We start from the raw sequence: 23,599 nt of genomic DNA on the forward strand, positions 1-23,599 counted from the left end.
CACGAGTTGCGCCAATGCTTCCTGATTAGCCGTTCAGGAACATTGTCTTCAACTGGGAAAATTTGGGTCGATCGGGGGACGGAGTCTCGCGTTCCCCTGATACCGCCGATGCGCGCGGAGGTCAGTCCGCCTTGAGATCCTCGGGGCGCGGCATCGAGATCACGTTGTAGCCGGAATCGACGTAGTGGATCTCGCCGGTGACGCCGCCGGACAGCTCCGACAGCAGATAGAGCGCCGAGCCGCCAAGCTCCTCCAGGGTCACGCCGCGACCGAGCGGCGAGTGCTTCTGCTGGAAGGCGAACATGAAGCGGGCATCGCCGATGCCCGAGCCGGCCAGCGTGCGCACCGGGCCGGCCGAGATCGCGTTGACGCGGATGCTGCGGCGGCCGTAGTCAGCGGCGAGATAGCGCACCGAGGCTTCCAACGCGGCCTTGGCGACACCCATCACGTTGTAGTTCGGCATCACGCGGTTGGAGCCGTCGAAGGTCAAGGTGATCATGCTGCCGCCGCTCTCCGGCATCAGCTCGGCGGCGCGCTTGGCGATCTCGGTGAAGGAGAAGCAGGAGATCAGCATCGTGCGCGCAAAATTCTCGCGCGAGGTGTCGGCATAGCGGCCCTTGAGCTCGTTCTTGTCGGAGAAGGCGACCGCGTGGACGACAAAGTCGAGCCCGCCCCAGGCCTCGCGGAGCGCCGTGAATACGCTATCGACGCTGGCAATGTTCTCGACGTCGCAGGACAGCACGTGCTTGACGCCGAGCTCATCGGCTAGCGGACGGACGCGCTTGCCGAGCGCGTCGCCCTGATAGGTGAAGGCCATCTCGGCACCATGCGCCGCCAGCGTCTTGGCGATGCCCCAGGCGATCGAATGGTCGTTGGCGATGCCCATGACCAGGCCGCGCTTGCCTGCCATCAGACCCTGCATGATGTCTCTCCTTCGTCATGCCGGGATCGGCCCAGCCAGGATGATCGTTCCGCCTCCGAGACGCCAATGGCCGGACATCGGTGCGAAGAATGAGCTTCGCGCTGCTGCCCGGCCATGATGCCGACGAAACCAGTGCTGTTGGAAATCTTAAGCGTCGAGCTGCTTGAACACCAGCGTCGCGTTGGTGCCGCCGAAGCCGAACGAGTTCGACAGCACGGTGCCGAGCTTGGCGTTGTCGATGCGCTTGCGCACGATCGGCATGTCGGCGAAGGCGGGATCGAGCTCGGTGATGTTGGCGCTCTCGCAGATGAAGCCGTTCTTCATCATCAGCAGCGAATAGATCGCTTCCTGGACGCCGGTGGCGCCGAGCGAGTGGCCGGTCAGCGCCTTGGTCGCCGAGATTGGCGGACATTTCTCGCCGCGGCCGAACACCTTGCGGATCGCCTCGATCTCCGGCGGATCGCCGGCCGGCGTCGAGGTCGCATGCGGATTGATGTAGTCGATCTTCGTCTTCACGGTCGACAGCGCGAGCTGCATGCAGCGCTCGGCGCCCTCGCCGGAAGGCGCAACCATGTCGTAACCGTCGGACGTCGCGCCGTAGCCCACGATCTCGCCGTAGATCTTGGCGCCGCGCGCCTTGGCGTGCTCGAGCTCTTCCAGCACGAGGACGCCGGCGCCGCCGGCGATCACGAAGCCGTCGCGCGTGACGTCATAGGGCCGCGACGCGGTGGCGGGCGTGTCGTTGTGCTTCGACGACATCGCACCCATCGCGTCGAACAGCACCGACAGCGTCCAGTCGAGCTCTTCGCAGCCGCCGGCGAACATCACGTCCTGCTTGCCGTACTGGATCATCTCGTAGGAATTGCCGATGCAATGATTGGACGTCGCACAGGCCGAGGAGATCGAGTAGTTGACGCCCTTGATCTTGAACCAGGTCGCCAACGTCGCCGAGGCCGTCGACGACATTGCCTTCGGCACGGCGAACGGACCGACGCGCTTCGGGCCCTTGGTGCGGGTGATGTCGGCCGCTTCCACCAGCGTGCGCGTCGATGGCCCGCCTGAGCCCATGATGATGCCGGTTCTGACGTTGGAGACGTCGGTCGGCTCCAGCCCGGAATCGAGGATGGCCTGCTCCATGGCGACATGATTCCACGCCGCCCCCTCGCCGAGGAAGCGCATGGCGCGGCGGTCGACCACATCGGCGGGATTCAGCGTCGGCGCACCTTGCACCTGCGAACGAAAACCAAGCTCGGCATATTTCTCGGCGCGGGAGATACCGGACTTCGCCTCGTACAGGCTGGCGAGCACCTCCTGGGTGTTGTTGCCGATCGATGAGACGATGCCCATGCCCGTGATGACAACCCGCCTCATGATGTCCGCCTCACCTTGCTCGTGTGTTGTGTTGCAGCCGTGCCTGCTGCACTGTCTGTGGTCGCAGCCTGCCGGTTCAAGTCGGCGCGGCGCCCTGCTTGAACAGGCCGACCTTCAGGTCCTTGGCGCGATAGATAATCTCGCCATCCATCGAAAGCCACCCGTCGGCAATACCGAGCACCAGCTTTGAGCGCATCACGCGCTTGATGTCGACGTTGTACACAACCTTGCGGGCGGTCGGCAGCACCTGGCCGGAAAACTTGAGATCGCCGAGGCCCAGCGCACGGCCGCGCCCCGCGCCGCCGGTCCAGCCGAGGTAGAAGCCGACCATCTGCCACATCGCATCGAGGCCGAGACAGCCCGGCATCACCGGATCATTCTTGAAATGGCAGCCGAAGAACCAGAGATCCGGCTTCACGTCGAGCTCGGCGCGGACGACACCCTTGCCGAACTCGCCGCCGGTCTCGGAGATCTCGACGATCCGATCGAACATCAGCATCGGCGGCAGCGGCAGTTGTGCATTGCCGGGGCCGAACAGCTCCCCGCGGCCGCAGGCCAGCAGGTCCTCGTATTCATATGCGCTGCGCCGATCCAGCATGCTTGGTGGCCTTTCTCAACGATCCCCGGTGGAATTTGTGCCGCGCGACATGGACCCTTCCCGCGCGCCGCCCCCTTCCGCGCCGCGCTGGCCGGTCATCGCGTCGGCACGAAGGCTGGGCCATCGCACTTGGCGAACATGACCGCTGTCAGCGGCGGGCCTAACGACGCCTGGATTCGCGCACATGGCCATCACGGCCGCCGGCGCTCACCATGGCAGGGCAAATCGGGTCCGGGCGCTCTCTAACATAGAGGATTGCGGCGTCAATGCGCGTATCCAGGTAAATCGACGCAGCACCAGGGCCGGCGCCCGAACCGGGCGGCAAATGCAGTTTAGGAGCGTTCTAGATACGTTAGTTGCGATAAGCTTGCATCTGAATGGGTTTCTTCCTATATCGGTTGTGGATGAGAGCGAGATTGTGCGGTGCTTGAAGTGGATGTCAGCAACAACGCCTCGATGAGTGGTCATGACCGCGGCAACCCGGATCTCGGGAACGGCCGGCAGCCAGCACTCAATGGCTGCCCATGGCACGACGTCAACGAGATGCTGCAGGCGGCCGGGCTGCGCCCGACCCGCCAGCGCATGGCCCTCGGCTGGCTGCTGTTCGGCAAGGGCGCGCGGCATCTGACCGCCGAAATGCTCTATGAGGAAGCGACGCTGGCCAAGGTTCCGGTCTCGCTCGCCACGGTCTATAATACGCTGAACCAGCTGACCGACGCCGGCCTGCTGCGCCAGGTCAGCGTTGACGGCACGAAGACGTATTTTGACACCAACGTCACCGCCCACCATCACTTCTATCTCGAGAACAACCACGAGCTGGTCGACATCCCGGACCAGCATCTGGCGCTGTCGAAGCTGCCGGAGGCGCCCGAAGGTTACGAGATCGCCCGGATCGACATGGTCGTCCGGCTGCGCAAGAAGCGCTGAGCCTCCGGAAGGTCTTCATCGAAGCACCATGCCCGCACCCGCTGCGGGCATTTTTTTGTCGGGAGCGCGTCAGGATGGAGGTCAGCGCATTGCGCTGACCTGGGCCTTCAATTGACCTGCTCGTCGGCGTAGACGCCCCACAGCCGCTGCTGCTGGATCCAGCCTTCGAAACCATTGCCGAGCACGCGGCACCAGCCGTTGCCGCATTTCTTCACCTGCGTGACAACGCCGGCCTGCAGCCGCGCGGTGACCGCGCTGGTCGCGTCGGCGTTCTCGTAGATCGGGGCGAGATCGTCCTTGTTCTTCATCGTGACCACCGCCGTACGGCGCCCCGACAGCAACGAGTGATAGACCCACCCCTCCGAGCCTTCGGAATCGCGCACGCGGCGCCAGTTCTCATATTCCGCAGTGATCTCGACCGGCAGGCCGGAGCGCGTATAGACCCAGGCCACGTCGTTGTCCTTGGTCGGACCGGCGCGAACGTTCACATGATCCGACTTCAGGCTGACATAGCGCGGCACCGGCAGGCCGCTGGTGGTGAGAACGGAGTCCTTCGCCGCAACGCCGCCCCTGCCGACGGCAACGTCGAACAGACAGACCAGCAGCACCACGACAGCACCGAAACGCCACAACGTCAATTTACTCAACTCACTCTCCCTCGAAAGGATCGACCCGCGCTCCGATCAAAGCGGATTGCGTTGCGATCCTTCGCCCGATCCCCATCGAACCGCCCGGCTGCCCCCCTTCGTGCTCGGAGAGGGCTTGCCGAAAGCGCCAGTCCCGACCCGCCGTTGGCTTCTTGTCTTGGCCGGGCCTTCTGCTAGACAGGACCGAACACAAGCGGCCAGGAAGCGCCTGAGAATCGCTCGCGAAGCCCTGTCAGGGACGGATCGGCCCACCTGCGAGATCCGACACGACCAGTCCAGGGAAGCGCCGATCTCAGGCGACGACGGTAGTTTCGGCGAACCCGGTTAATGAGGTCTGAAGGATCTCATGAGAGCAGCACATGTCAGGTAGGAAAAAGCCCCTCGTCGTGGTGACACGCAAGCTGCCGGACTCGGTCGAGACGCGCATGCGCGAGCTGTTCGACGCCAGGCTCAATCTCGACGACGAGCCGTTGAGCCAGGAACAGCTCGCCGACGCCGTGCGCACCGCCGAGGTGCTGGTTCCGACCGTCACCGACCACATCAGCGCCGACATTCTCAATCAGCCCGATTGCAAGCTGCGCATGATCGCCAACTTCGGCAACGGCGTCGACAACATCGACGTCGCGGCGGCGGTGGCGCGCGGCATCACCGTCACCAACACGCCGAAGGTCCTCACCGAGGACACCGCCGACATGACCATGGCGCTGATCCTCGCCGTGCCGCGGCGGCTGATCGAGGGCGCCTCGATCCTCACCGAGGGCAAGAACTGGGCGGGCTGGTCGCCGACCTGGATGCTCGGCCACCGCATCGGCGGCAAGCGCTTGGGCATCATCGGCATGGGCCGGATCGGCCAGGCCGTGGCGCGGCGTGCCCGCGCCTTCGGCCTGCAGATCCACTATCACAACCGCCGCCCGGTCGCTCCCGTGATCGCCGACGAGCTCGGCGCTACCTACTGGGAGAGCCTCGACCAGATGCTGGCGCGGATGGACATCATCTCGGTCAACTGCCCGCACACGCCGGCGACGTTCCATCTGCTGTCGGCACGCCGGCTGAAGCTGATCCGCAAGGACGCCTACATCGTCAACACCGCACGCGGCGAGGTGATCGACGAGGAGACGCTGACGCGGCTGATCGAGGCCGGCGACATCGCCGGCGCCGGTCTCGACGTGTTCGAGCACGAGCCCGCGGTGAATCCGCGCCTGGTCCGGCTCGCCAAGGCCGGCAAGGTGACGCTGCTGCCGCACATGGGCTCGGCCACCATCGAAGGCCGCGTCGAGATGGGCGAGAAGGTCATCATCAACATCAAGACCTTCCTCGACAACCACCGCCCGCCGGACCGCGTGCTGCCGAGCATGTTGTAGGCCGGTCACTCGACCCCATAATCAGCGTCGCCGCTGCGAACGCAGGGACCCGTACCGCGTAATGTCCGCGTGGGACATCGCTGGTCGTCATCGTCTCGTTCACGCTGGTGGTTATGGGTCTCGGCTCAAGGCCGGGACGGCAGCTGGGTGCGGGGCGCCCGCGCGCTTCCGCCACTCCCCGACGAACGCGACGAACGCCGCCAGCGCCGGCGGCGGTTGCCGGCGGCTCGGGTAATATAGATACGGTCCGGGGAACGGCGGGCACCAGTCGTCCAGCACGCTGACGAGGCGGCCTGCCGCCAGCGCATCGCGCACATGTCCCTCGAATGTCGCCCAGTAGCCGACCCCGTCGCAGGCGGCACGGAAGGCCAGACCGAGCTGGACCGCGATCAGCCGGGCCGGCGGCGCGATCCTGATCACCTGCCCGTCCTTCTCGAACTCCCAATCCAGCATCGCACCGGACGAGAAGCGCGTGCGAATGCAGCCATGCTGCAGCAGGTCGCGCGGATGCGCGGGACGGCCATGCTGCGCCACATAGTGCGGTGAGGCGACGATGGCGTAGCGCTGCGTTTCGCCGAGCGGCACGGCGATCATGTCCTGCGCCAGGTGCTCGCCATAGCGCACGCCGGCATCGAACCCGGCCTGCACGATGTCGACGAAGCCGCTGTCGGCGACGATCTCGAGCTCGATCAGCGGATAGGCCTGAAGGAACGGCGCGACCATCGGCGCCAGCACCAGATCGACCGCGGGCGGCGGCGCATTGATGCGCAGGCGCCCCGCCGCGACCTGCTGCTGGCCGCGCACCTGATGGATCGCCGCTTCGATCTCGGCCATCGCAGGCTCGAGCCGTGCCAGCAGCGCCTCGCCGGCCTGCGTCAGGCCGACGCTCCGCGTGGTCCGGTTGAGCAGCCGGACGCCGAGCCGCTGCTCCAGCTCCTTGAGCCGCTGGCTGAGGCTGGATGCCGCGAGTCCCTGCTCGCGCGCAGCGCGGCGGAAATTGCCGCTGCGAGCCACGGCAGCGAAGGCTTGAAGATCGCGGAGGTCCGGCTCGCTCATTGTTCGATATGCTGAACAGTCCATTCGGAATTGTCCAGCTTTTCGATCCGCGGAAATGCGCCGATATCCGCGTTGTCCGGGCGGGCCACCAAGCCGCCTGCGCCAGCAAGAGGAGATTGATCATGCAAACCCGCCAACTCGGCTCGACCGGCCCCGACGTTTCGGTCATCGGACTAGGCTGCATGGGCATGTCGGACTTCTACGGCCCCACCGACCGGTCCGAGAGCATCGCCACCATCCACGCCGCGCTCGACGCCGGCATCACGCTGCTCGACACCGGCGACTTCTACGGGATGGGCCACAACGAGATGCTGATCCGCGAGGCGCTGGCCTCGGCCGGTCCGCGCAACGTGCAGATATCGGTGAAGTTCGGTGCCCTGCGCGGACCCGACAAGAGCTGGCTCGGCTATGACAGCCGGCCTGAAGCTGTCAGAACCTTCCTGTCCTATTCGCTGCAGCGGCTCGGCGTCGACGCCATCGACATCTACCGCCCGGCGCGGCTCGATCCCAAGGTGCCGATCGAGGAGACCATTGGCGCGATGGCCGAGCTGAAGCAGGCCGGCTACATCAAGCATATCGGACTGTCGGAGGTCGGCTCCGAGACCATCCGCCGGGCGCACAAGGTGCACCCGATCTCGGATCTGCAGATCGAATACTCGCTGATCTCACGCGGCATCGAGAGCGACATCCTGCAGACCTGCCGCGAGCTCGGCATCGGCATCACCGCCTACGGCGTGCTCTCGCGCGGACTGATCAGCGGCCACTGGTCGAAGGACCGCGCCAATGCCGCTGATTTCCGTGGCCATTCGCCGCGCTTCAGTGGCGACAATCTCGATCGCAATCTCAGCCTGGTCGACACGCTGCGCAGCCTGGCAGGCGAGGTCGGCGCCACGCCGGCGCAAGTCGCGATCGCCTGGGTGGCGGCGCAGGGCAACGACATCGTCCCGCTGGTCGGCGCCCGCCGCCGCGACCGCCTCGACGAGGCGCTCGGCTCGCTCTGCGTCAAGCTCACCGAGGTCCAGCTCGCCGCGCTGGACAAGGCCTTCCCCATTGGTGTCGCCGCCGGAGAGCGCTATCCGGAGGCGCAGTTGGTGCATATGGACAGCGAGCGCGGTCAGCCGAGCTGAGCGTCATGTGAGTCCAGGTCGCGCAACAAACTCGGTGTCGTCCCGGCGAACGCGGGGACCCATACCGCGTGATGTCTGGAACAGGCAGATGACCCGTTCCGCGCGCCTCATTGCATACACGGAGTATGGTCCCGGATCGGCGCCCGACGACGCGTTGCGTCGCCGGGCTTGTCCGGGACGACAGTGAATTTGTGGCGCGCCTCTCGACTCAAGCGGCCATCACTTCCGATGCGCGCTCAAGTCCGCAATGACTGGCCCGTCACCATTCAGCGGATTGGCCGGATCGCGCCCATAGCGCAGGGTCTCGAACCGCATCGTGCGCGCGTCCAGCATCAAGAGCCGTCCCACCAGCCCCTCGCCAAAGCCGACGATCTCGCGGATCGCCTCCAGCGCCATCATCGAGCCGAGCATGCCGGCGAGCGCACCCATGACTCCGGCTTCGGCGCAGGCGGGCACCGTGCCGGGCGGCGGCGGCTCGGGGAACAGGCAGCGATAGGTCGGATTAAACTGGCCCTTCTCATTCCGCTCATGCGCCCGGATCGTCGTCAGCGACGCATCGAAGGTGCCGAGCGCGCCGGTGATCAGCGGCTTCTCGGCCAGGAAGCAGGCGTCGGAGACGAGATAGCGGGTGTCGAAATTGTCGGAGCCGTCGAGCACGAGATCATAGCCGCCGATCTGATCGAGCGCGTTGTCGGCATTGAGCCAGGTCCGATGCGCCATGACGCTCACATGCGGATTGAGCGCGTTGATGCGCTCGGCAGCGCTCTCGACTTTGGGTCTGCCGATGTCGGGGGTCGCATGGATGACCTGGCGCTGCAGATTCGACAGCGACACGACGTCGTCGTCGACCACGCCGATCGTGCCGACGCCGGCCGCGGCGAGATACATCAGCGCCGGTGCGCCAAGGCCGCCTGCGCCGATCACCAGCACCGCAGCGCGCTTCAGCGCCGCCTGACCGGGACCACCGACATCGCGCAGCACGATGTGACGGGCATAGCGCTCCACTTCTTCGTCGCTCAGCATCGTTCCACCACGCCCTTCCGCTGCCGCACCGCTGTCAGCCCATTGCCGGCCCATGGCGAAGACGGCGGATCTCCGCACTGAACCCTCGCCGGATTGTGACCGACCAAGCAGATGTGCTTATTTAGCGGCGCGGCAAGAGCATCGGGATTTGTCATGAGACGGCTGGCCACGGCAACCTTCATCTGCGGGATCGCCGCATGCGCGTCGGCGCAGGCACAGACGCCGCAGGGCGCGTCGCCGGGCGCCAAGCCCAAGCCCGTCGCGACCCAGCCGGCGCGCCCGGGCGTGCAGGCTCCCGCCGACACCGCCAATGCGATGAGCCAGGCCGAGCGGCTCGCGCTGCAATCCGATCTCGCCTGGGTCGGCCAGTACAATGGCGCGATCACCGGCGACGTCAGCGAGCGCATGGTCAACGCGATCAAGGAATACCAGAAGCTCGTCGGCGGCAAGCCGACCGGCGTGCTGAACCCGCAGGAGCGCGCCGTGCTCGCCGACACCGCGCGCCGCAAGCAGGAGGGCGTCGGCTGGAAGCTCGTGACCGAGCCGGTCAGCGGCGCACGGCTCGGCATTCCCGCAAAGCTGGTGCCGCAACAGACCAGCGACGGCACCGGCTCGAAATGGACCTCGCCCACCGGCACCGTGCAGGTCGTGCTGTCACGCCGCAAGGAGGCGAACCCGACCACCGCGGCGCTCGCCGACCGCGAGAAGAAGGAGCCCGGCCGCACCGTCGACTACAGCGTGGTGAAGCCCGACTTCTTCGTGCTCTCGGGCCTGCAGAACCTGAAGAAGTTCTACATCCGCGGCACCTTTCGGGGCGACGAGGTGCGTATCCTGACCATTCTCTACGATCAGGCCACCGAGAACACGGTCGAGCCGGTCGTGATCGCGATGTCGAGCGCTTTCACCGCGTTTCCGTCGACATTGGCCGCGCAGCCCGCGCCACGGCGCCGCGTCGATTACGGCACCGGCATCATCGCCACCCAGGACGGCGCCATCATCGCCGATCGCGAGGTGACCGATGCCTGCGTGGCGATCACCATTCCCGGTTTCGGCCATGCCGAGCGCGTGGCCGAGGACAAGGAGCGCGGCCTGGCGCTGTTGCGCATCTACGGCGCGCGCGGCCTGAAGCCGCTGGCGCTGTCGGGCGGCAGTGCGAAATCGTCGGTCGACATCGTCGGCATCGCCGATCCGCAGAGCCAGGGCGGCGGTGCCGCGATCAGCACCGTCAAGGCGCAGCTCGCCGCCAACGGCGCCGGCGACGCCTCGCTGGCGCCGGCGCCCGGGCTCGGCTTTTCCGGAGCGGCGGCGCTCGACGGCGACGGCAAGTTCGCCGGCGTCACCTTGCTCAAGCCCGGCGTCCTCGCCGGCACGGCGCTGATCCCATCGACGCAGGTCGTGATGGTCAGCGCCGATGCGACGCGCGCCTTTCTCGCCACGCATGGCGTCAAGCCCGACGGAACCTCGCTCGACGCCAAGGCGGCGACGGTGCGCGTGATCTGCGTGCGGAAGTAGCGCCTGCGCCAAACCGGTCCGGCATCGCGATCATGCCGCCGCGCCCTGCGGCGCGGCGGCGTTTACGCAATGTTAAGCATGTCGTTTTAGAAAAAATTAAGGGCCCAACGGCGGCCGGCGGGGATCGGACGTGCAGCATCGCGACTGCATGGGATGATGCTCGGCGATGCCGATCGCTCGCCCGCGGCTCGCTGCCACTCAACTTCCTAGCACCTTGCTATCAACTCGGAACGGCTCCCGCCGTAGTCAACCGGTCTGTGCAGGCACAGGCCGAGCGTGAAATAGTTCGAACAGTTTTGTCGGCGTGCTGATTCGGACCACCGCGATCGCTCTTCATGAGTTGGATCGGGCCGGGACTGTCCTGAGCGAGAATAGCTCTGCACCGCGATCGCGATGCGCTCAGCTTTGGCGTTCTCATAAGTTCCGTCAACATCCGAAGGACTGTCTCCCGATGTACACGATCGTTTTGGCCACGCAGAAGGGCGGCAGCGGCAAGAGCACGCTGGCGATTGGTCTGGCCGTGGCGGCCCAGCAGGCCGGCCACAAGGTGCGCGTGATCGAGACCGACCGTCAGGGCACGCTGACCAAATGGCAGGCGCGCCGCGCCGCGAGCGAGCCGATCGTCGAACCCGTCTACGATGCCAAGACGATCGAGCCTCGCCTCGAAGCGCTGGCCCGCGACGGCGTCACCCTCTGCGTGATCGACACCGGGGCCGGCATCACGGCATCCACGACGGCCGCGATCCGCCACTGCGATCTGTGCCTCATTCCGGCGCGTCCGAGCGTCGCCGACATCGAAGCGACGGCACCGACCTTGAGCGTCGTGCGCGCCTGGCGCAAGCCGTTTGCCTTCGTGCTCAACCAGGCCCCGATCCGCGGCGGCCATCGCGTCACCGATGCGACGACTGCGCTCGACGTCGACGCGCCGCGCGACATCGCAGAGGTGCTTGCGCAGCCCTTCATCATGATGCGCAACGACCACCAAGACGCGCTCGCCGCCGGTCTCGGCGTCAGCGAATTCGATGCGGCCGGCAAGTCGGCGCAGGAGATTCGCAGCCTGTGGCGCTGGACCGCGGGCAAGCTCGCCGGCGACCACGTCATGCATGACGCTGGCGAGCTGAAGGACGCGAGCGAGCACGCCGAGGTCGAATTCCCGATCATGCTGACGCCGCCCGCCGAGGAAGCGAAGCTGCCGGTGACGCGGGCCTACCCGACCTGGGCCGACAATGGCATCAACTGGAAGGCGGGGCTGTAAAGGCGGGCTGTGGTCGTCATCGGATACGAGCTACCGCAAATGCGGTGCGCTCCCTCGCCCCGCAAGCGGAGCGAGGGAAACATCACCGACCGCGGGATCGAGTCCACCGAATCCAACCGGGCCTAGCGCTCTCCAGCCTCGCGCATCTCCAGCTGCTTGATCCGCGCATCGGCGCGACGCAGGCGGCGGCATAGCTCGCGATTGATGTTCTGCAGCACGATCACATAGGCGTGGATGTCAGCCTTGTAGAAGGCATACAGCTTTTGCGCCGTCAGCTCGTACAATACGGTCGGCGCTTCCGCGACGACGGTGGCCGATCTGTTCTGCATGTCGAGCAGGGTCATCTCGCCGAAGAAATCGCCGGGCTCGAGACGCGACATATGGATCGCAACGCCCGTCTCCAGGCGCTCGCTCACCTCCAGCGTGCCGCTGTGCACGACGAACATCGAACGACCCGCCTCGCCTTCGGCGACGACCACGGCGCCGCTCTCGAACTCACGCGCGACCAGCATCGAGACCAGCAGATCGAGGCTCGCATCGGGCAGGCCGCCGAAGAACGGCGTCGCGAGCAGGAATGCTTTCAGATCGGGCGAGCTGACAGCCATGGCGGCAGTATACTTGCGAGCCCGACGGCGGCAAGTACTACAAGAAAGGGGAAATAGTCCAAGCAAGTCGGGTCAAACAAGCCGCGAATTCGACTGCGATCGGCCGTCTCATTACCTGTCGCTCTTGGGACATCACAGCGACAAACGCAGGCGAAGCGACAACCATCAACTCACGATCTACTTAGATGTAGTGAAACCAGAAGCTAAACCCATGCAAAGTAGTCGAATGAACGACTGCTTAGGATATCTAAGTACCATGAAATTCGCTTATACAACCGGGCCAGGGTTAGGCACACCATCGTCGGCTAGCTGCGCCTGAACAATCGCAGCTAAGTATTCTTCCATCATCGAGAAGTCCAAGTGGCCCTGATCCCAAGCTCTGTCCGCCGCCTCCAGCGCGGCTTCGTAACCTTCACGATCCTCTTTGATACGCTCCGGCATTATTTTCGAACCACCGAGGAGCGCGCCGTCTCGCACACAGAAAATGTAATATGCAACTGCTCGAGCAGTGCGCCCATTTCCTTCGATAAACGGGTGGATCCAGTTCATTCGCCACAGAGCATAGGCGGCCAATTCTGTTGGCGAATAAATGTACCAGTTCTCGTGAACGAAAGAGATAAATCGATCCATCAAGTCCGGCACTTCCTTGAAGTGCGGCGGGATGTGTTTGCCGACGTAAATTGGCTCTTCTCTAAATCGGCCACCGAACTGGGAAATGTGAGCCACAGCGACGTGGTTCAGTGACCAAATCATATACTTGTCGAACGCCGTGTGATCGAACTGCAGTCCTATCTCGATGCAATTTGTAAGCAGGTCATACTGCCGGATTAGGTTCTTCTCCTGAACCCGGTCATAGAGCTCTTGATCTTCGCCCTCTAGTACCAACATCAACAAAAGAGCCCGGGCGAACCGGGCTCCCTCCCCACTACGCAGTTAAGCGTGTTGCAACCGGATACTTTTTGACGCACTCCGAGCCGAATCCTTAGTGATCCGGGACCCCTTCGGAGCGTTACCGTAAGCAAAGCTTGCGCGCTGCTCCTGGATAGTGGCCTCGCTAACACCCCTCTCCTTGTTCAGCTTTAGAAGCCGCTCAAGTTCGGGGCGTTCGGGCGCCCTTTTTAAGGATGGTTTGCGTTCTGCCATTGCGATTCTCCGCCTATCGTCCACCAAGATACCTTGGCTTTTTCTTAAGAAGATATAACGACCGATCCGCCTAGAACAGTCGCCACCGAAAATATTTCCACGACGGCTATCACGATTCGTCCACAAACCGCGAGTTCTGCCGAACTCTTGGGGAAATTCCTAGAAGTGTCCCAAATCGGCAACGCCAGCAGTCGGAAATTGCCCGAGTCTCGTTTCATAATGGCCAACCCATCTCTGTTCAAGAAACTAGGCAGCCCTAGCTTATGGGCGTCTGTTCCGGCCTCAATGTCTCGCCAGCCGAGACGGCCTAAAATTCGGCATTCCGAACACTCGGCGGACAGGAGGTCCCCTCACGTCTGGCACTTCGGGCACCAGAACGTCGACCGCCCGTTCTGCACGAAACGCTTCACCACGCCCTCGCAGCCATCCGTCCGGCACGGCTCGCCCTCGCGGTCATAGACCTGGAACGAATGCTGGAAATAGCCGAGTTCGCCTGATGTCTGGCGGTGATCGCGCAGCGACGAGCCGCCGGCGCGGATGGCCTCGTTGAGCACGGTGTGGATCGCTTCCACCAGACGCCTGGCGTGATCCGTGGGCTCGCCCTTCTTCGTTGCCAGCGTCGCCGCCAGCCGTCGCGGCGACAGATGGGCGCGGAGCAGCGCCTCGCAGACATAGATGTTGCCGAGGCCGGCGACGACGCGCTGGTCGAGCAGCGCCGCCTTGAGGCTGGTCTTCTTGCCGGCACAGGCGCGCGCCAGCATGGCGGCATCGAATTCGTTGCCGAGCGGCTCGGGCCCGAGATCCTTCAGGTGCGGCTCGGTCTCGATCTCGCCGCGGCCGATGATCTTCATGAAGCCGAAGCGGCGCGGATCGTTGAACACGATGTCGGCGCCAGACGACATGTGAAACACGACATGGTCGTGCACGCTGTCCTTGCCGCGCGGATAGTGAAACTCGCCCGGCGTCTCCTCGTGCTCCGGCTTGATCACCCGGAACGAGCCGGACATGCCCAGATGCATCAGCAGCACGTCGCCGGAGCCGAGGTCGGCCAGCAGATATTTGGCGCGCCGGCCGAGTCCCCTGACGGTCTGGCCCTGCAGGCGCTTCGCAAAATCGGGCTGGAACGGAAACCTGAGATCGCCGCGCCGGGCCTCGGCCTTGACGATGACGGCGCCTTCCATGACGGGCTGCAGCCCGCGCCGGACGGTCTCGACTTCGGGCAGCTCAGGCATGCCGGCTCATTTCACCTTTTGCATCCGCGACCATTCACCTTGTCCGGCTGACGTGATAGCGCCTTGGCCGCATCAGCGCTATGGTGCCGTATCGGAGTAAGGGTGATGGATCAGCCGGACCAAACCACTCATTTCGGCTTCAGGGACGTGCCTCTGGGCGAGAAGCAGACGCTGGTGAACGACGTGTTTCACAGCGTGGCACAGCGCTACGACCTGATGAACGACCTGATGTCGGGCGGACTGCACCGCGTCTGGAAGGACATCATGATCAACACGCTGAACCCACCGAAGAGCGATGCGCCGTTTGCGCTGCTCGACGTGGCCGGCGGCACCGGCGACATCTCCTTCCGCGCCGCCAGGAAGGCCGGCGCCGGCTTCCATGCCACCGTGTGCGACATCAACAGCGACATGCTCGAGGTCGGCCGCCAGCGGGCGCTGAAGCAATATCTCGACGACAAGGTCTCGTTCATCGAGGGCAATGCCGAAAAGCTCGCTTTTCCCGACCGCTCCTTCGACGCCTATACGATCGCCTTCGGCATCCGCAACGTGCCGCAGATCGAGCTCGCGCTCGCCGAGGCCTTCCGCGTGCTCAAGCATGGCGGCCGCTTCCTGTGCCTGGAGTTCTCCACTGTCGAAATGCCAGGGCTCGACAAGCTCTACGACCTGTTCTCCTTCAATGTGATCCCGCAGCTCGGCCGCGCCGTCACCGGCGATGCCGAGTCCTACCGCTACCTCGTCGAATCGATCCGCCAGTTTCCGCGCCCCAGCGCCTTCGCCGAGATGATCTCGGCGGCCGGCTTCTCCCGCGCGTCCTGGCAGACTCTCTCCGGCGGCATCGTCGCGCTTCATTCCGGCTGGCGTTTGTGATCTCCGCACTCACCCACATTACGCGGCTCGCCCGGGCCGCCTTCGTGTTCGCGCGCGAGGGCGTGTTCGGCGCCGTCGATCCGAGCCTGGCGCCGCCGCCGGGCCAGCTCGCGCTGAAGCTGGCGCGCCTCGTCGAGCGCCCCGGCGCCAAGTCCGGGCCAAGATTGTCGCGGGCGCTGGAGCGCATGGGCCCGGCCTATCTCAAGCTCGGCCAGTTCCTGGCGACGCGGCCCGACGTCGTCGGCGTCATCATGGCGCGCGACCTCGAATCGCTGCAGGACCGGCTGCCGCCATTCCCGCAGGCCGAGGCCGAGGCGGTCATCGCCACCGCGCTCGAGCGCCCGATCAGCCAGCTGTTCACGCATCTCGGTCCTCCGGTCGCCGCCGCCTCGATCGCGCAGGTGCATCGCGGCGAGGTCGAGCGCGACGGCATTCGTCGTCCGGTCGCGGTGAAGGTGCTTCGGCCGAACGTCGCCTCGCGCTTCCGCCGCGACCTCTCCGATTTCTTCTTCGTCGCCGAAAAGGCCGAGGCGCATTCGTCGGAGGCGCGGCGGCTGCGGCTGGTCGAGGTCATCAACACGATGTCGCGCTCGGTCGCGATGGAGATGGACCTTCGCCTGGAGGCCGCTGCGCTCTCCGAGATGGCGGAGAACATCAAGGACGATCCGGACTTCCGCGTACCCACGGTCGACTGGGATCGCACCGCCAACACCGTGCTGACGATGGAGTGGATCGACGGCATCGCGCTGAACGATCACGCCCGGCTCGCGGAGGCCAATGTCGATCTGCCCGACGTCGGCCGCAAGGTGATCCAGAGCTTTCTCCGCCACGCGCTGCGCGACGGTTTCTTCCACGCCGACATGCACCCGGGCAACCTGTTCCTGGACCAGCAGGGACGGCTGGTCGCGGTGGATTTCGGCATCATGGGCCGGCTCGGCATGAAGGAGCGGCGCTTCCTCGCCGAGATCCTGCTCGGCTTCATCACCCGCGACTATCGCCGCGTCGCCGAAGTGCATTTCGAGGCCGGCTACGTGCCGCCGCATCATTCGGTGGAGAATTTCGCCCAGGCCATCCGCGCCATCGGCGAGCCGATCCACAACCGCACGGCCGAAGAAATCTCGATGGCCAAGCTGCTGACCCTGCTGCTCGAGGTCACCGGCCTGTTCGACATGCGCACCCGGCCGGAGCTGATCCTGCTGCAGAAGACCATGGTGGTGGTCGAGGGCGTCGCGCGCGGCTTCGATCCCAAGCTCGACATCTGGAAGGTCGCCGATCCCGTGGTGCGCGAATGGATCGAGCGCAATCTCGGCCCGCTCGGCCGCATCGAAGGCGCCGTGTCCGGCGTCGGCGACCTGGTCCGGCTCAGCGCGACCCTGCCCGTGCTCGCCGCCCGCGCCGCCGCCGTGCTGGAGCACATGGAGACCATGACCCGCGACGGCCTGCGCCTGTCGCCGGAAACCATCGCCGCCATGGGCCGCACCGAAGGCAAGAAGAGCCGCTGGCGCGCCATCGCGCTGTGGGTCATCGCGCTGACCTTCATCGGCATTCTGTTCGCGGTGCTCAGGCTGTGACCTGAGAGCCCCGCTCTCTCCACTCGTCATTCCGGGGCGCGCGAAGCGCGAGCCCGGAATGACGGCGGCAAATAGCTAGGCTCACCAATCGGCATTGGTGTCTACTGATTGCACTGCTATCATTTTCTGCTAGCATTGCCTTCACAAGGGCAATGCTGGGGAGGCGGTCATGGCGAGCCTGACCATCCGCAAGCTGGACGAATCTCTCAAGACCTATCTGCGACTGCGCTCGGCGCAGAACGGGCGCTCCGTCGAGGAGGAAGTCCGGGTCATCCTGCGCGCGCTGATCGAGCCTGCCGATCCATCCGAGCCGCCGATGGCGCCGCCAGCTCCAGCCAACCTCTCCGCCCCGCTCGTCCCCCAGCCCGGCCAGACGCGCGAGGCCCGCGTCACCCTGATCATCGGCGGCGGCATCGCCGCATACAAATCGCTCGACCTGATCCGGCGGCTCAAGGAGCGCCACATCCAGGTCCGCTGCGTGCTGACCAAGGCGGCGACGCAATTCGTCACCGAGCTCGCCGCATCGGCGCTGTCGGGAGATCGTGTCTTCACCGATCTGTTCGACGCGCGCAGCGAGTTCGACGTCGGCCACATCCGGCTCGCACGCGACTGCGATCTCATCGTGGTGGCACCGGCGACCGCCGACCTGATGTCGAAGATGGCGCACGGCGCCGCCGACGACCTCGCCAGCGCCATCCTGCTCGCGGCGAGCCGGCCGATCCTGCTGGCGCCGGCGATGAACCCGATGATGTGGAGCAATCCGGCGACGCGCCGCAACGCCGCGACCCTGCAGCGCGACGGCGTCCAGATGATCGGGCCGAACGCCGGCGAGATGGCGGAGAAGGGCGAGGCCGGTGTCGGCCGCATGGCCGAGCCGACCGAGATTGCGGACGCCGTCGTCGCCATGCTCAAGCCGCCGACGCCGCGCCCGCTCGCCGGCCGCCGCGTGCTGATCACCGCGGGCCCCACCCACGAGCCGATCGACCCGGTGCGCTACATCGCCAACCGCTCCTCCGGCAAGCAGGGCTTTGCGATCGCCGCCGCCGCGCAGGCCGCCGGCGCCGACGTGAGGCTGATCGCAGGACCGGTGGAGCTTGCCGACCCCAAGGGCGTCAGCGTCACCCACGTCGAATCGGCGCGGCAGATGCTCGACGCCGTCGAGGCCGAGCTGCCCGCGGACGTCGCGATCTTCGCCGCGGCGGTGGCCGACTGGCGCGTCGCCAATGAGGGCGGCCAGAAGCTGAAGAAGACGGACAAGGCGATCCCGCCGCTGACGCTGGTCGAGAACCCCGACATCCTCGCCACGATCTCGAAGCTGCAGGAGAAGCGGCCTGGTCTCGTCATCGGCTTCGCCGCCGAGACCGAGCACCTGATCGACAACGCGAAGGCAAAGTTCGCCCGCAAGGGCTGCGACTGGATCGTCGCCAACGACGTCTCGGCCGCGACCGGTGTGATGGGCGGCGACCGCAACACCGTACATCTCTTGACGAAGGACGCCGATGGCGTCCATGTCGCGTCCTGGCCGATCATGACCAAGGACGAGGTCGCGACTGCGCTCGTCGCCGAGATCGCCAGAACCATGGGACCCGTTGCGTGACACAGACGATCGCGATCGACGTGCAGATCCTGCCGCATGGCGAGGGCCTGCCGCTGCCGGCCTATCAGACCGCACATGCCGCGGGGCTCGATCTGCTCGCCGCGGTTCCGCCCGATGCTCCGCTCGTCCTTGCGTCGGGCGGCCATGCGATGGTGCCGACGGGATTGTCGATCGCGCTGCCCGACGGCTACGAGGCCCAGGTGCGGCCGCGTTCGGGGCTCGCTGCGCGGCACGGCGTCACGGTGCTGAACTCACCGGGCACGGTGGACGCGGACTACCGCGGCGAGATCTGCGTGCTGCTGATCAACCACGGCAAGGAACCGTTTACGATCCGCCGCGGCGAGCGCATCGCGCAGATGGTGATCGCCGCCGTCGCGCGCGCCGAGCTCAGCCTCGCGACAACCTTGACGACGACCGCGCGCGGCAGCGGCGGCTTCGGCTCGACGGGCCGTTGAACTACGGGCTTGCCACCGTTCCGACTCGAAAGAGTCGATCGGCGGACGCATTTTCCTCAGGCGCAACCATCGTTCACGGTCTGGACTCTTACCGCTGGAGTCCCGAAGCGGTTATGGTTGATTGATTCGTGAGACGGCGCGGTCGACGCGATCGGCGCCGCGCGGAACTTCGTGCGGTTTGGGGCAAATATGTCGGGCGTGATCGTGGTGATGCGTCAGACGCTGCTGTCGTGCACGTCACTTGCGCGCAAGGGCCTGATGGGTCTCGCTGCGACTGCGCTTGCGCCGGCGACGCCGGGCTTCGCAGGCGATGGCGTGCCGCCGGATGCGATCACGACGCTGTTCGAGCTGAGCCGTCCTGATATCGCCGAGGTCACGGCGATGCTGGCGCTGCTCGGCTTCTCCGTCGTCGCCGCGGTCGCGCTGGTGCGCACGCGTCTGGCGGCCGGCCGGAAGGAAGCGCGGCTGCGCGCCGACGTCGCCGGGCTGCAATTGCAGGCCGATCGCTACCGTGCGCTGCTGTTCGCCGAGCCGCAGATCCTGATCGCCTGGCCGGCCGGCGGCCACCGTCCGCAGATCTCCGGCGACACCTCGATGCTGGTGCCGCAGGATCAGCCGCAGCGCATTCTCGCCTTTGGAACCTGGCTGCCGCCGGAGCCCGCGCTGCAGCTCGACCGCGCCGTCGACGCGCTGCGCGAGGCGGGCGAAGGCTTCATGCTCAATCTCACCACCTCGCACGGCCATGCGATCGAGGCGATGGGCCGCGCCATCGGCGGCCAGGCCATCGTGCGTATCCGCGAATTGTCCGGCCTGCGCCGCGAGCTCGCCGAGACGCAGCTCCGCTTCAAGGCGCTCGGCGAGGAGACGGAGTCGCTGCGCGCGCTGGCAGCGGCGCTGCCGTGGCCGATCTGGGCACGGCAGGCCAATGGCGCTCTCGCTTACGTCAACGCCGCCTATGCCCGTGCCGCCGATGCCCGCGACGTGCCGGACGCGATCGGCCGCAACATCGAGCTGCTCGACTCGGCCGACCGTGTCGACCTGCAGCGCGCGCTCGCCACCAACGGCCGTTTCGAGGGCCGGCTGCCGATCGTGACCGGCGGCGAGCGCCGCATGTACGACGTGCGCGCCTTCATGCTGGGACACGGCAGCGCCGGCGTCGCCATCGACGCCAGCGAGGCGGCGGCCCTGGACGCGGCCGTGGTGCGGATGCGGGAAGCACACCGGCGCACGCTCGATCAGTTGTCCTCGGGCGTAGCCGTGTTCGACGGCCAGCGTCGGCTCGCCTTCTACAACGACTCCTACCGCCGGCTGTGGCGTCTCGATCCCGCCTTCCTGGACAGCCAGCCGGATGACTCGTCGGTGCTCGACCGTCTTCGCGCCGCGCGCAAGTTGCCCGAGCAGGCCGACTTCCGGGCCTGGAAGGCCAAGCTTCACGAGGCCTATCGCGCCGTCGAGGCCGCCAAGGACACCTGGTTCCTGCCCGACGGCCGCGCGCTGTCGGTCGTCACCACGCCGAACCCGGAAGGCGGCGTCACCTATCTGTTCGACGACGTCACCGAGAGCTTCGCGCTTGCCCGCCGCTTCGACGGCTTGATCCGGGTCCAGCGCGAGACCCTCGACAGCCTTGCCGAGGGCGTCGCGGTGTTCGGCTCGAACGGCCGGGTCGAGCTGTTCAATCCGGCCTTCGCCAAGATGTGGCGGCTGTCGCCGGATCAGTTGCGCGAGCATCCGCACATCGACACCGTGGAATCCTGGTGCCATCAGCTCTATGACGATGCGGTCGCCTGGCGCACCATCCGCGAGGCGATCACGTCGATCGAGAACCGGCTCGACGTTGCGCTGAAGCTCGAGCGCAAGGACGGCAGCGTGCTCGACTGCATGAGCCGCCCGCTGCCCGACGGCGCGACCATGCTGACCTTCCAGGACATCACCGACACCGAGAATGTCGAGCGAGCCCTGCGCGAGAGCAACGAGGCGCTCGAAGCCGCCGGCCAGATGAAGATCGACTTCGTCCACCACGTGTCCTACGAGCTGCGCGCGCCGCTGACGACGATCATCGGCTTCGCACATTTCCTGTCCGATCCGTCGACCGGGCCGCTGACCCCGAAGCAGGCCGAGTATCTCGACTACGTCACCAAATCCACCAACGCGCTGCTGGCGCTGACCAACAACATTCTCGACCTCGCCACCATCGATGCCGGCGCCATGAAGCTCGAGCTCGGTCCTGTCGACGCCGCCAAGGCGATCGAGGCCGCCGCCGAGGGCGTGCAGGACCGGCTTGCCACGGATCGCATCCGATTGACGATCGCGGTGGACCCTGATGTCGGCTCTTTCGTCGGCGACGAGCGCCGCGTCGTGCAGGTGCTCTACAATCTGCTCGCCAATGCCGTCGGCTTCTCGCCGCCGGATTCGAGCGTCGTCGTCAGCGCCCGCCGCACCGACCACAGCGTCATCTTCGCGGTCACCGATTCCGGCCCCGGCATTCCGCCCGAGGTGAAGGACAAGGTGTTCGAATGGTTCGAGAGCCATTCGCAGGGCTCGCGCCATCGCGGCGCCGGCCTCGGACTGTCGCTGGTGCGCTCCTTCGTCGAGCTGCATGGCGGCAGGGTGCGGATGGATTCGGTGGTCGGCAAGGGCACCACGGTCACCTGTGACTTCCCGACCGACCACGTCGCGCAACGCAACGCCGCGGAATGACGGACCAGCTGACATTCACCACCACGCTGGCGGACGAGACCGCCACCGCCGCCCTGATGGCCGATCTCGCGCTGCTGATCGGCCCGGGTGCACTGATCACGCTCACGGGCGATCTCGGCGCCGGCAAGACGGCGGCGGCGCGGGCGATGATCCGCTATCTCGCCGGCGACGACGAGCTGGAGGTGCCGAGTCCGACCTTCACTCTGGCGCAGAGCTACGACCTGCCGAGCTTCCCGCTGGTGCATGCCGATCTCTATCGCATCAGCGACGCATCGGAGCTCGAGGAGATCGGCCTGTCGCCGCTGCCGGAGGCGACCGTCGTGCTGATCGAATGGCCGGAGCGCGCCGGCGGCACTCTCCCGCTGGATCGCGTCGACATCGCGCTGCGCCACGATCCATCGCAGGGCGACACCGCCCGCAGCGCCGAGATCACCGGCAGCGGCAAGGCGGCCGCGGTGGTTGCACGGCTGAAAGCCTTGCGCGAATTCCTCGCCGAGGCCGGGCACGCCAAATCGCGCCGCGAGCGCATGGCCGGCGATGCCTCGACCCGCTCCTATGCGCGGCTCCACAAGGGCGAGCGCGTCTCCATCCTGATGAACTCGCCGAAGCGGCCCGACGGCCCGGCGATCTACAACGGCAAGCCCTATAGCGGCGCCGTGCATCTCGCCGAGGACGTCCGCCCATTCGTCGCGATCGCCGCCGCCTTGCGCGGGCGCGGCATCTCGGCGCCGAAGATCAACGACGCCGATCTCGGCCACGGCTTTCTCATCACCGAGGATCTCGGACGCGAGGGCGTGATCGAGGGCGACCCGCCACGACCGGTCGTGGAGCGCTACGAGGCCGCGACCGATCTGTTGGCCGCGCTGCACGCGCAGGACGTCCCCTCGGTGCTGCCGCTGGCGCCGCAGGTGACCTACGAGGTCCCGACCTTCGACGTCGAAGCCATGCTGATCGAGATCGGCCTGATGCTCGAATGGTACCTGCCCGACCGTGGCGTGGAGCTGTCGCAGGTGCTACGCGCCGAATTCCTGGAAATATGGCGCGAGTTGCTGGAGACGCCGCTCGCGGCCAAGCCCACATCTAAGCCGACATCTAAGCCGACCTGGGTGATCCGCGACTACCACTCGCCCAACCTGCTCTGGCTGCCCGCGCGCGAAGGCATCGCCCGCGTGGGCGTGATCGACTTCCAGGACGCGGTGATGGGACCGCCGGCCTACGACGTGGTCTCCCTGGCGCAGGACGCCCGCATCGACGTGTCGGCAGAACTCGAGCGGGCGCTCCGAGAGCGCTACATCGCCGCACGCCAAGCGGCGTCGACGGACTTCGACGCCGACGAATTCGGCGCGCACTACGCGATCATGTCCGTCCAGCGCAACACCCGCCTGCTCGGTACCTTCGCCCGCCTCAACCGCCGCGACGGCAAGCCGCACTACCTCAAGCACCAGCCTCGCATCTGGGACTATCTCCACCGGTCGCTGGCGCACGCGGCGCTCGACCCAGTCCGCGACTGGTACGCGGCCAACGTGCCGCCACCGGCAGGGGTGGCTTAAGGCAGCGTCTCGCAGCACCACCGGTGCGCTCCCCCTCCCCCTTGCGGGGAGGGGAGCCGATCGCCGCCGTGGAGAGAGAACGC

The 23,599-nt window shown here is 66.2% G+C and carries 20 protein-coding genes; 11 read left to right on the forward strand and 9 right to left on the reverse strand.

Translation table 11 applies throughout. The features are described 5' to 3' along the window. Nucleotides 1–121: 121 nt before the first annotated feature. From fabI to fabA, 3 genes are all read right to left on the reverse strand, one after another. Nucleotides 122–922 carry an enoyl-ACP reductase FabI gene (gene fabI / locus ACQR1E_RS07700; RefSeq protein ID WP_316203447.1) on the reverse strand — a complete coding sequence of 267 codons (801 nt, stop codon included), beginning with the start codon at nucleotides 920–922 and terminating at the stop codon, nucleotides 122–124. A gap of 147 nt (nucleotides 923–1,069) precedes the next feature. Beyond that, a complete protein-coding gene (gene fabB, locus ACQR1E_RS07705) occupies nucleotides 1,070–2,293 on the reverse strand; it encodes a beta-ketoacyl-ACP synthase I (RefSeq protein ID WP_315716915.1) in 1,224 nt (407 codons plus the stop codon). A 76-nt stretch (nucleotides 2,294–2,369) separates the two neighbouring features. Further along, nucleotides 2,370–2,891: a 3-hydroxyacyl-[acyl-carrier-protein] dehydratase FabA gene (gene fabA / locus ACQR1E_RS07710; RefSeq protein ID WP_315716914.1), complete on the reverse strand. Its 522-nt coding sequence runs from the start codon at nucleotides 2,889–2,891 to the stop codon at nucleotides 2,370–2,372. 456 nt (nucleotides 2,892–3,347) lie between these two features. On the opposite strand from fabA, the gene irrA reads away from it, so the two are divergent. Further along, nucleotides 3,348–3,818 carry an iron response transcriptional regulator IrrA gene (gene irrA, locus ACQR1E_RS07715; protein WP_315716966.1) on the forward strand — a complete coding sequence of 157 codons (471 nt, stop codon included), beginning with the start codon at nucleotides 3,348–3,350 and terminating at the stop codon, nucleotides 3,816–3,818. Nucleotides 3,819–3,925: 107 nt separating this feature from the next. On the opposite strand, the gene ACQR1E_RS07720 is transcribed toward irrA, so the two are convergent. Then, nucleotides 3,926–4,411 carry an SH3 domain-containing protein gene (locus tag ACQR1E_RS07720; RefSeq protein ID WP_434896991.1) on the reverse strand — a complete coding sequence of 162 codons (486 nt, stop codon included), beginning with the start codon at nucleotides 4,409–4,411 and terminating at the stop codon, nucleotides 3,926–3,928. 413 nt (nucleotides 4,412–4,824) lie between these two features. On the opposite strand from ACQR1E_RS07720, the gene ACQR1E_RS07725 reads away from it, so the two are divergent. Continuing rightward, entirely contained in the window at nucleotides 4,825–5,826 is a 1,002-nt protein-coding gene (locus ACQR1E_RS07725; RefSeq protein ID WP_315716913.1) for a 2-hydroxyacid dehydrogenase, read from the forward strand. A 111-nt stretch (nucleotides 5,827–5,937) separates the two neighbouring features. Here the strand turns inward: ACQR1E_RS07725 and ACQR1E_RS07730 are convergent, their stop codons facing one another. Beyond that, nucleotides 5,938–6,882 (reverse strand): LysR family transcriptional regulator, encoded by a 945-nt coding sequence (locus ACQR1E_RS07730; RefSeq protein WP_434871743.1) that lies wholly within the window; start codon nucleotides 6,880–6,882, stop codon nucleotides 5,938–5,940. A gap of 122 nt (nucleotides 6,883–7,004) precedes the next feature. Here ACQR1E_RS07730 and ACQR1E_RS07735 point away from each other — a divergent pair, with 122 nt between their 5' ends. Further along, complete coding sequence (locus ACQR1E_RS07735; RefSeq protein ID WP_316191505.1) at nucleotides 7,005–8,009, forward strand: aldo/keto reductase; 1,005 nt, start codon at nucleotides 7,005–7,007, stop codon at nucleotides 8,007–8,009. 219 nt (nucleotides 8,010–8,228) lie between these two features. Here ACQR1E_RS07735 and ACQR1E_RS07740 read toward each other — a convergent pair whose 3' ends face one another. Beyond that, nucleotides 8,229–9,032: a HesA/MoeB/ThiF family protein gene (locus ACQR1E_RS07740; protein ID WP_434896872.1), complete on the reverse strand. Its 804-nt coding sequence runs from the start codon at nucleotides 9,030–9,032 to the stop codon at nucleotides 8,229–8,231. Nucleotides 9,033–9,185: 153 nt separating this feature from the next. Here ACQR1E_RS07740 and ACQR1E_RS07745 point away from each other — a divergent pair, with 153 nt between their 5' ends. Together ACQR1E_RS07745 and ACQR1E_RS07750 are read left to right on the forward strand one after the other, a co-directional pair. Then, nucleotides 9,186–10,544 (forward strand): peptidoglycan-binding protein, encoded by a 1,359-nt coding sequence (locus tag ACQR1E_RS07745; protein ID WP_434896873.1) that lies wholly within the window; start codon nucleotides 9,186–9,188, stop codon nucleotides 10,542–10,544. A 451-nt stretch (nucleotides 10,545–10,995) separates the two neighbouring features. After that, nucleotides 10,996–11,799: a ParA family protein gene (locus ACQR1E_RS07750; protein WP_316191506.1), complete on the forward strand. Its 804-nt coding sequence runs from the start codon at nucleotides 10,996–10,998 to the stop codon at nucleotides 11,797–11,799. 122 nt (nucleotides 11,800–11,921) lie between these two features. On the opposite strand, the gene ACQR1E_RS07755 is transcribed toward ACQR1E_RS07750, so the two are convergent. The 3 genes from ACQR1E_RS07755 to mutM form a co-directional block, all read right to left on the reverse strand. After that, nucleotides 11,922–12,404: a Crp/Fnr family transcriptional regulator gene (locus ACQR1E_RS07755; protein ID WP_315716907.1), complete on the reverse strand. Its 483-nt coding sequence runs from the start codon at nucleotides 12,402–12,404 to the stop codon at nucleotides 11,922–11,924. A gap of 267 nt (nucleotides 12,405–12,671) precedes the next feature. Continuing rightward, a complete protein-coding gene (locus tag ACQR1E_RS07760; protein ID WP_434896874.1) occupies nucleotides 12,672–13,292 on the reverse strand; it encodes a Fic family protein in 621 nt (206 codons plus the stop codon). A 605-nt stretch (nucleotides 13,293–13,897) separates the two neighbouring features. Continuing rightward, a complete protein-coding gene (gene mutM / locus ACQR1E_RS07765; RefSeq protein WP_434896875.1) occupies nucleotides 13,898–14,779 on the reverse strand; it encodes a bifunctional DNA-formamidopyrimidine glycosylase/DNA-(apurinic or apyrimidinic site) lyase in 882 nt (293 codons plus the stop codon). A 105-nt stretch (nucleotides 14,780–14,884) separates the two neighbouring features. On the opposite strand from mutM, the gene ubiE reads away from it, so the two are divergent. The 6 genes from ubiE to tsaE all read left to right on the forward strand — a co-directional run bounded on the left by ubiE (nucleotide 14,885) and on the right by tsaE (nucleotide 23,516). Then, on the forward strand, nucleotides 14,885–15,646 hold the full coding sequence (ubiE, locus tag ACQR1E_RS07770) for a bifunctional demethylmenaquinone methyltransferase/2-methoxy-6-polyprenyl-1,4-benzoquinol methylase UbiE (protein WP_434896876.1): 762 nt from the start codon (nucleotides 14,885–14,887) through the stop codon (nucleotides 15,644–15,646). Next, nucleotides 15,643–17,217: a 2-polyprenylphenol 6-hydroxylase gene (gene ubiB, locus ACQR1E_RS07775; protein ID WP_315716904.1), complete on the forward strand. Its 1,575-nt coding sequence runs from the start codon at nucleotides 15,643–15,645 to the stop codon at nucleotides 17,215–17,217. The genes ubiE and ubiB overlap by 4 nt, the downstream gene beginning before the upstream one ends. Nucleotides 17,218–17,386: 169 nt before the next feature. Next, nucleotides 17,387–18,814 (forward strand): bifunctional phosphopantothenoylcysteine decarboxylase/phosphopantothenate--cysteine ligase CoaBC, encoded by a 1,428-nt coding sequence (coaBC, locus tag ACQR1E_RS07780; protein WP_316191508.1) that lies wholly within the window; start codon nucleotides 17,387–17,389, stop codon nucleotides 18,812–18,814. Further along, a complete protein-coding gene (gene dut / locus ACQR1E_RS07785) occupies nucleotides 18,811–19,269 on the forward strand; it encodes a dUTP diphosphatase (RefSeq protein ID WP_315716902.1) in 459 nt (152 codons plus the stop codon). The genes coaBC and dut overlap by 4 nt, the downstream gene beginning before the upstream one ends. Nucleotides 19,270–19,458: 189 nt before the next feature. Then, the gene (locus ACQR1E_RS07790) at nucleotides 19,459–21,966 is read left to right on the forward strand and encodes a PAS-domain containing protein (RefSeq protein WP_434896877.1); all 2,508 of its coding nucleotides are present in this window, start codon (nucleotides 19,459–19,461) and stop codon (nucleotides 21,964–21,966) included. After that, on the forward strand, nucleotides 21,963–23,516 hold the full coding sequence (tsaE, locus tag ACQR1E_RS07795; RefSeq protein ID WP_434896878.1) for a tRNA (adenosine(37)-N6)-threonylcarbamoyltransferase complex ATPase subunit type 1 TsaE: 1,554 nt from the start codon (nucleotides 21,963–21,965) through the stop codon (nucleotides 23,514–23,516). Before ACQR1E_RS07790 ends, tsaE begins: the two co-directional genes overlap by 4 nt. The last annotated feature ends 83 nt before the right edge of the window (nucleotides 23,517–23,599 follow it).

The sequence above is a fragment of the Bradyrhizobium sp. HKCCYLRH1030 genome, from assembly GCF_051168395.1.
Classification (GTDB): Bacteria; Pseudomonadota; Alphaproteobacteria; order Rhizobiales; family Xanthobacteraceae; genus Bradyrhizobium.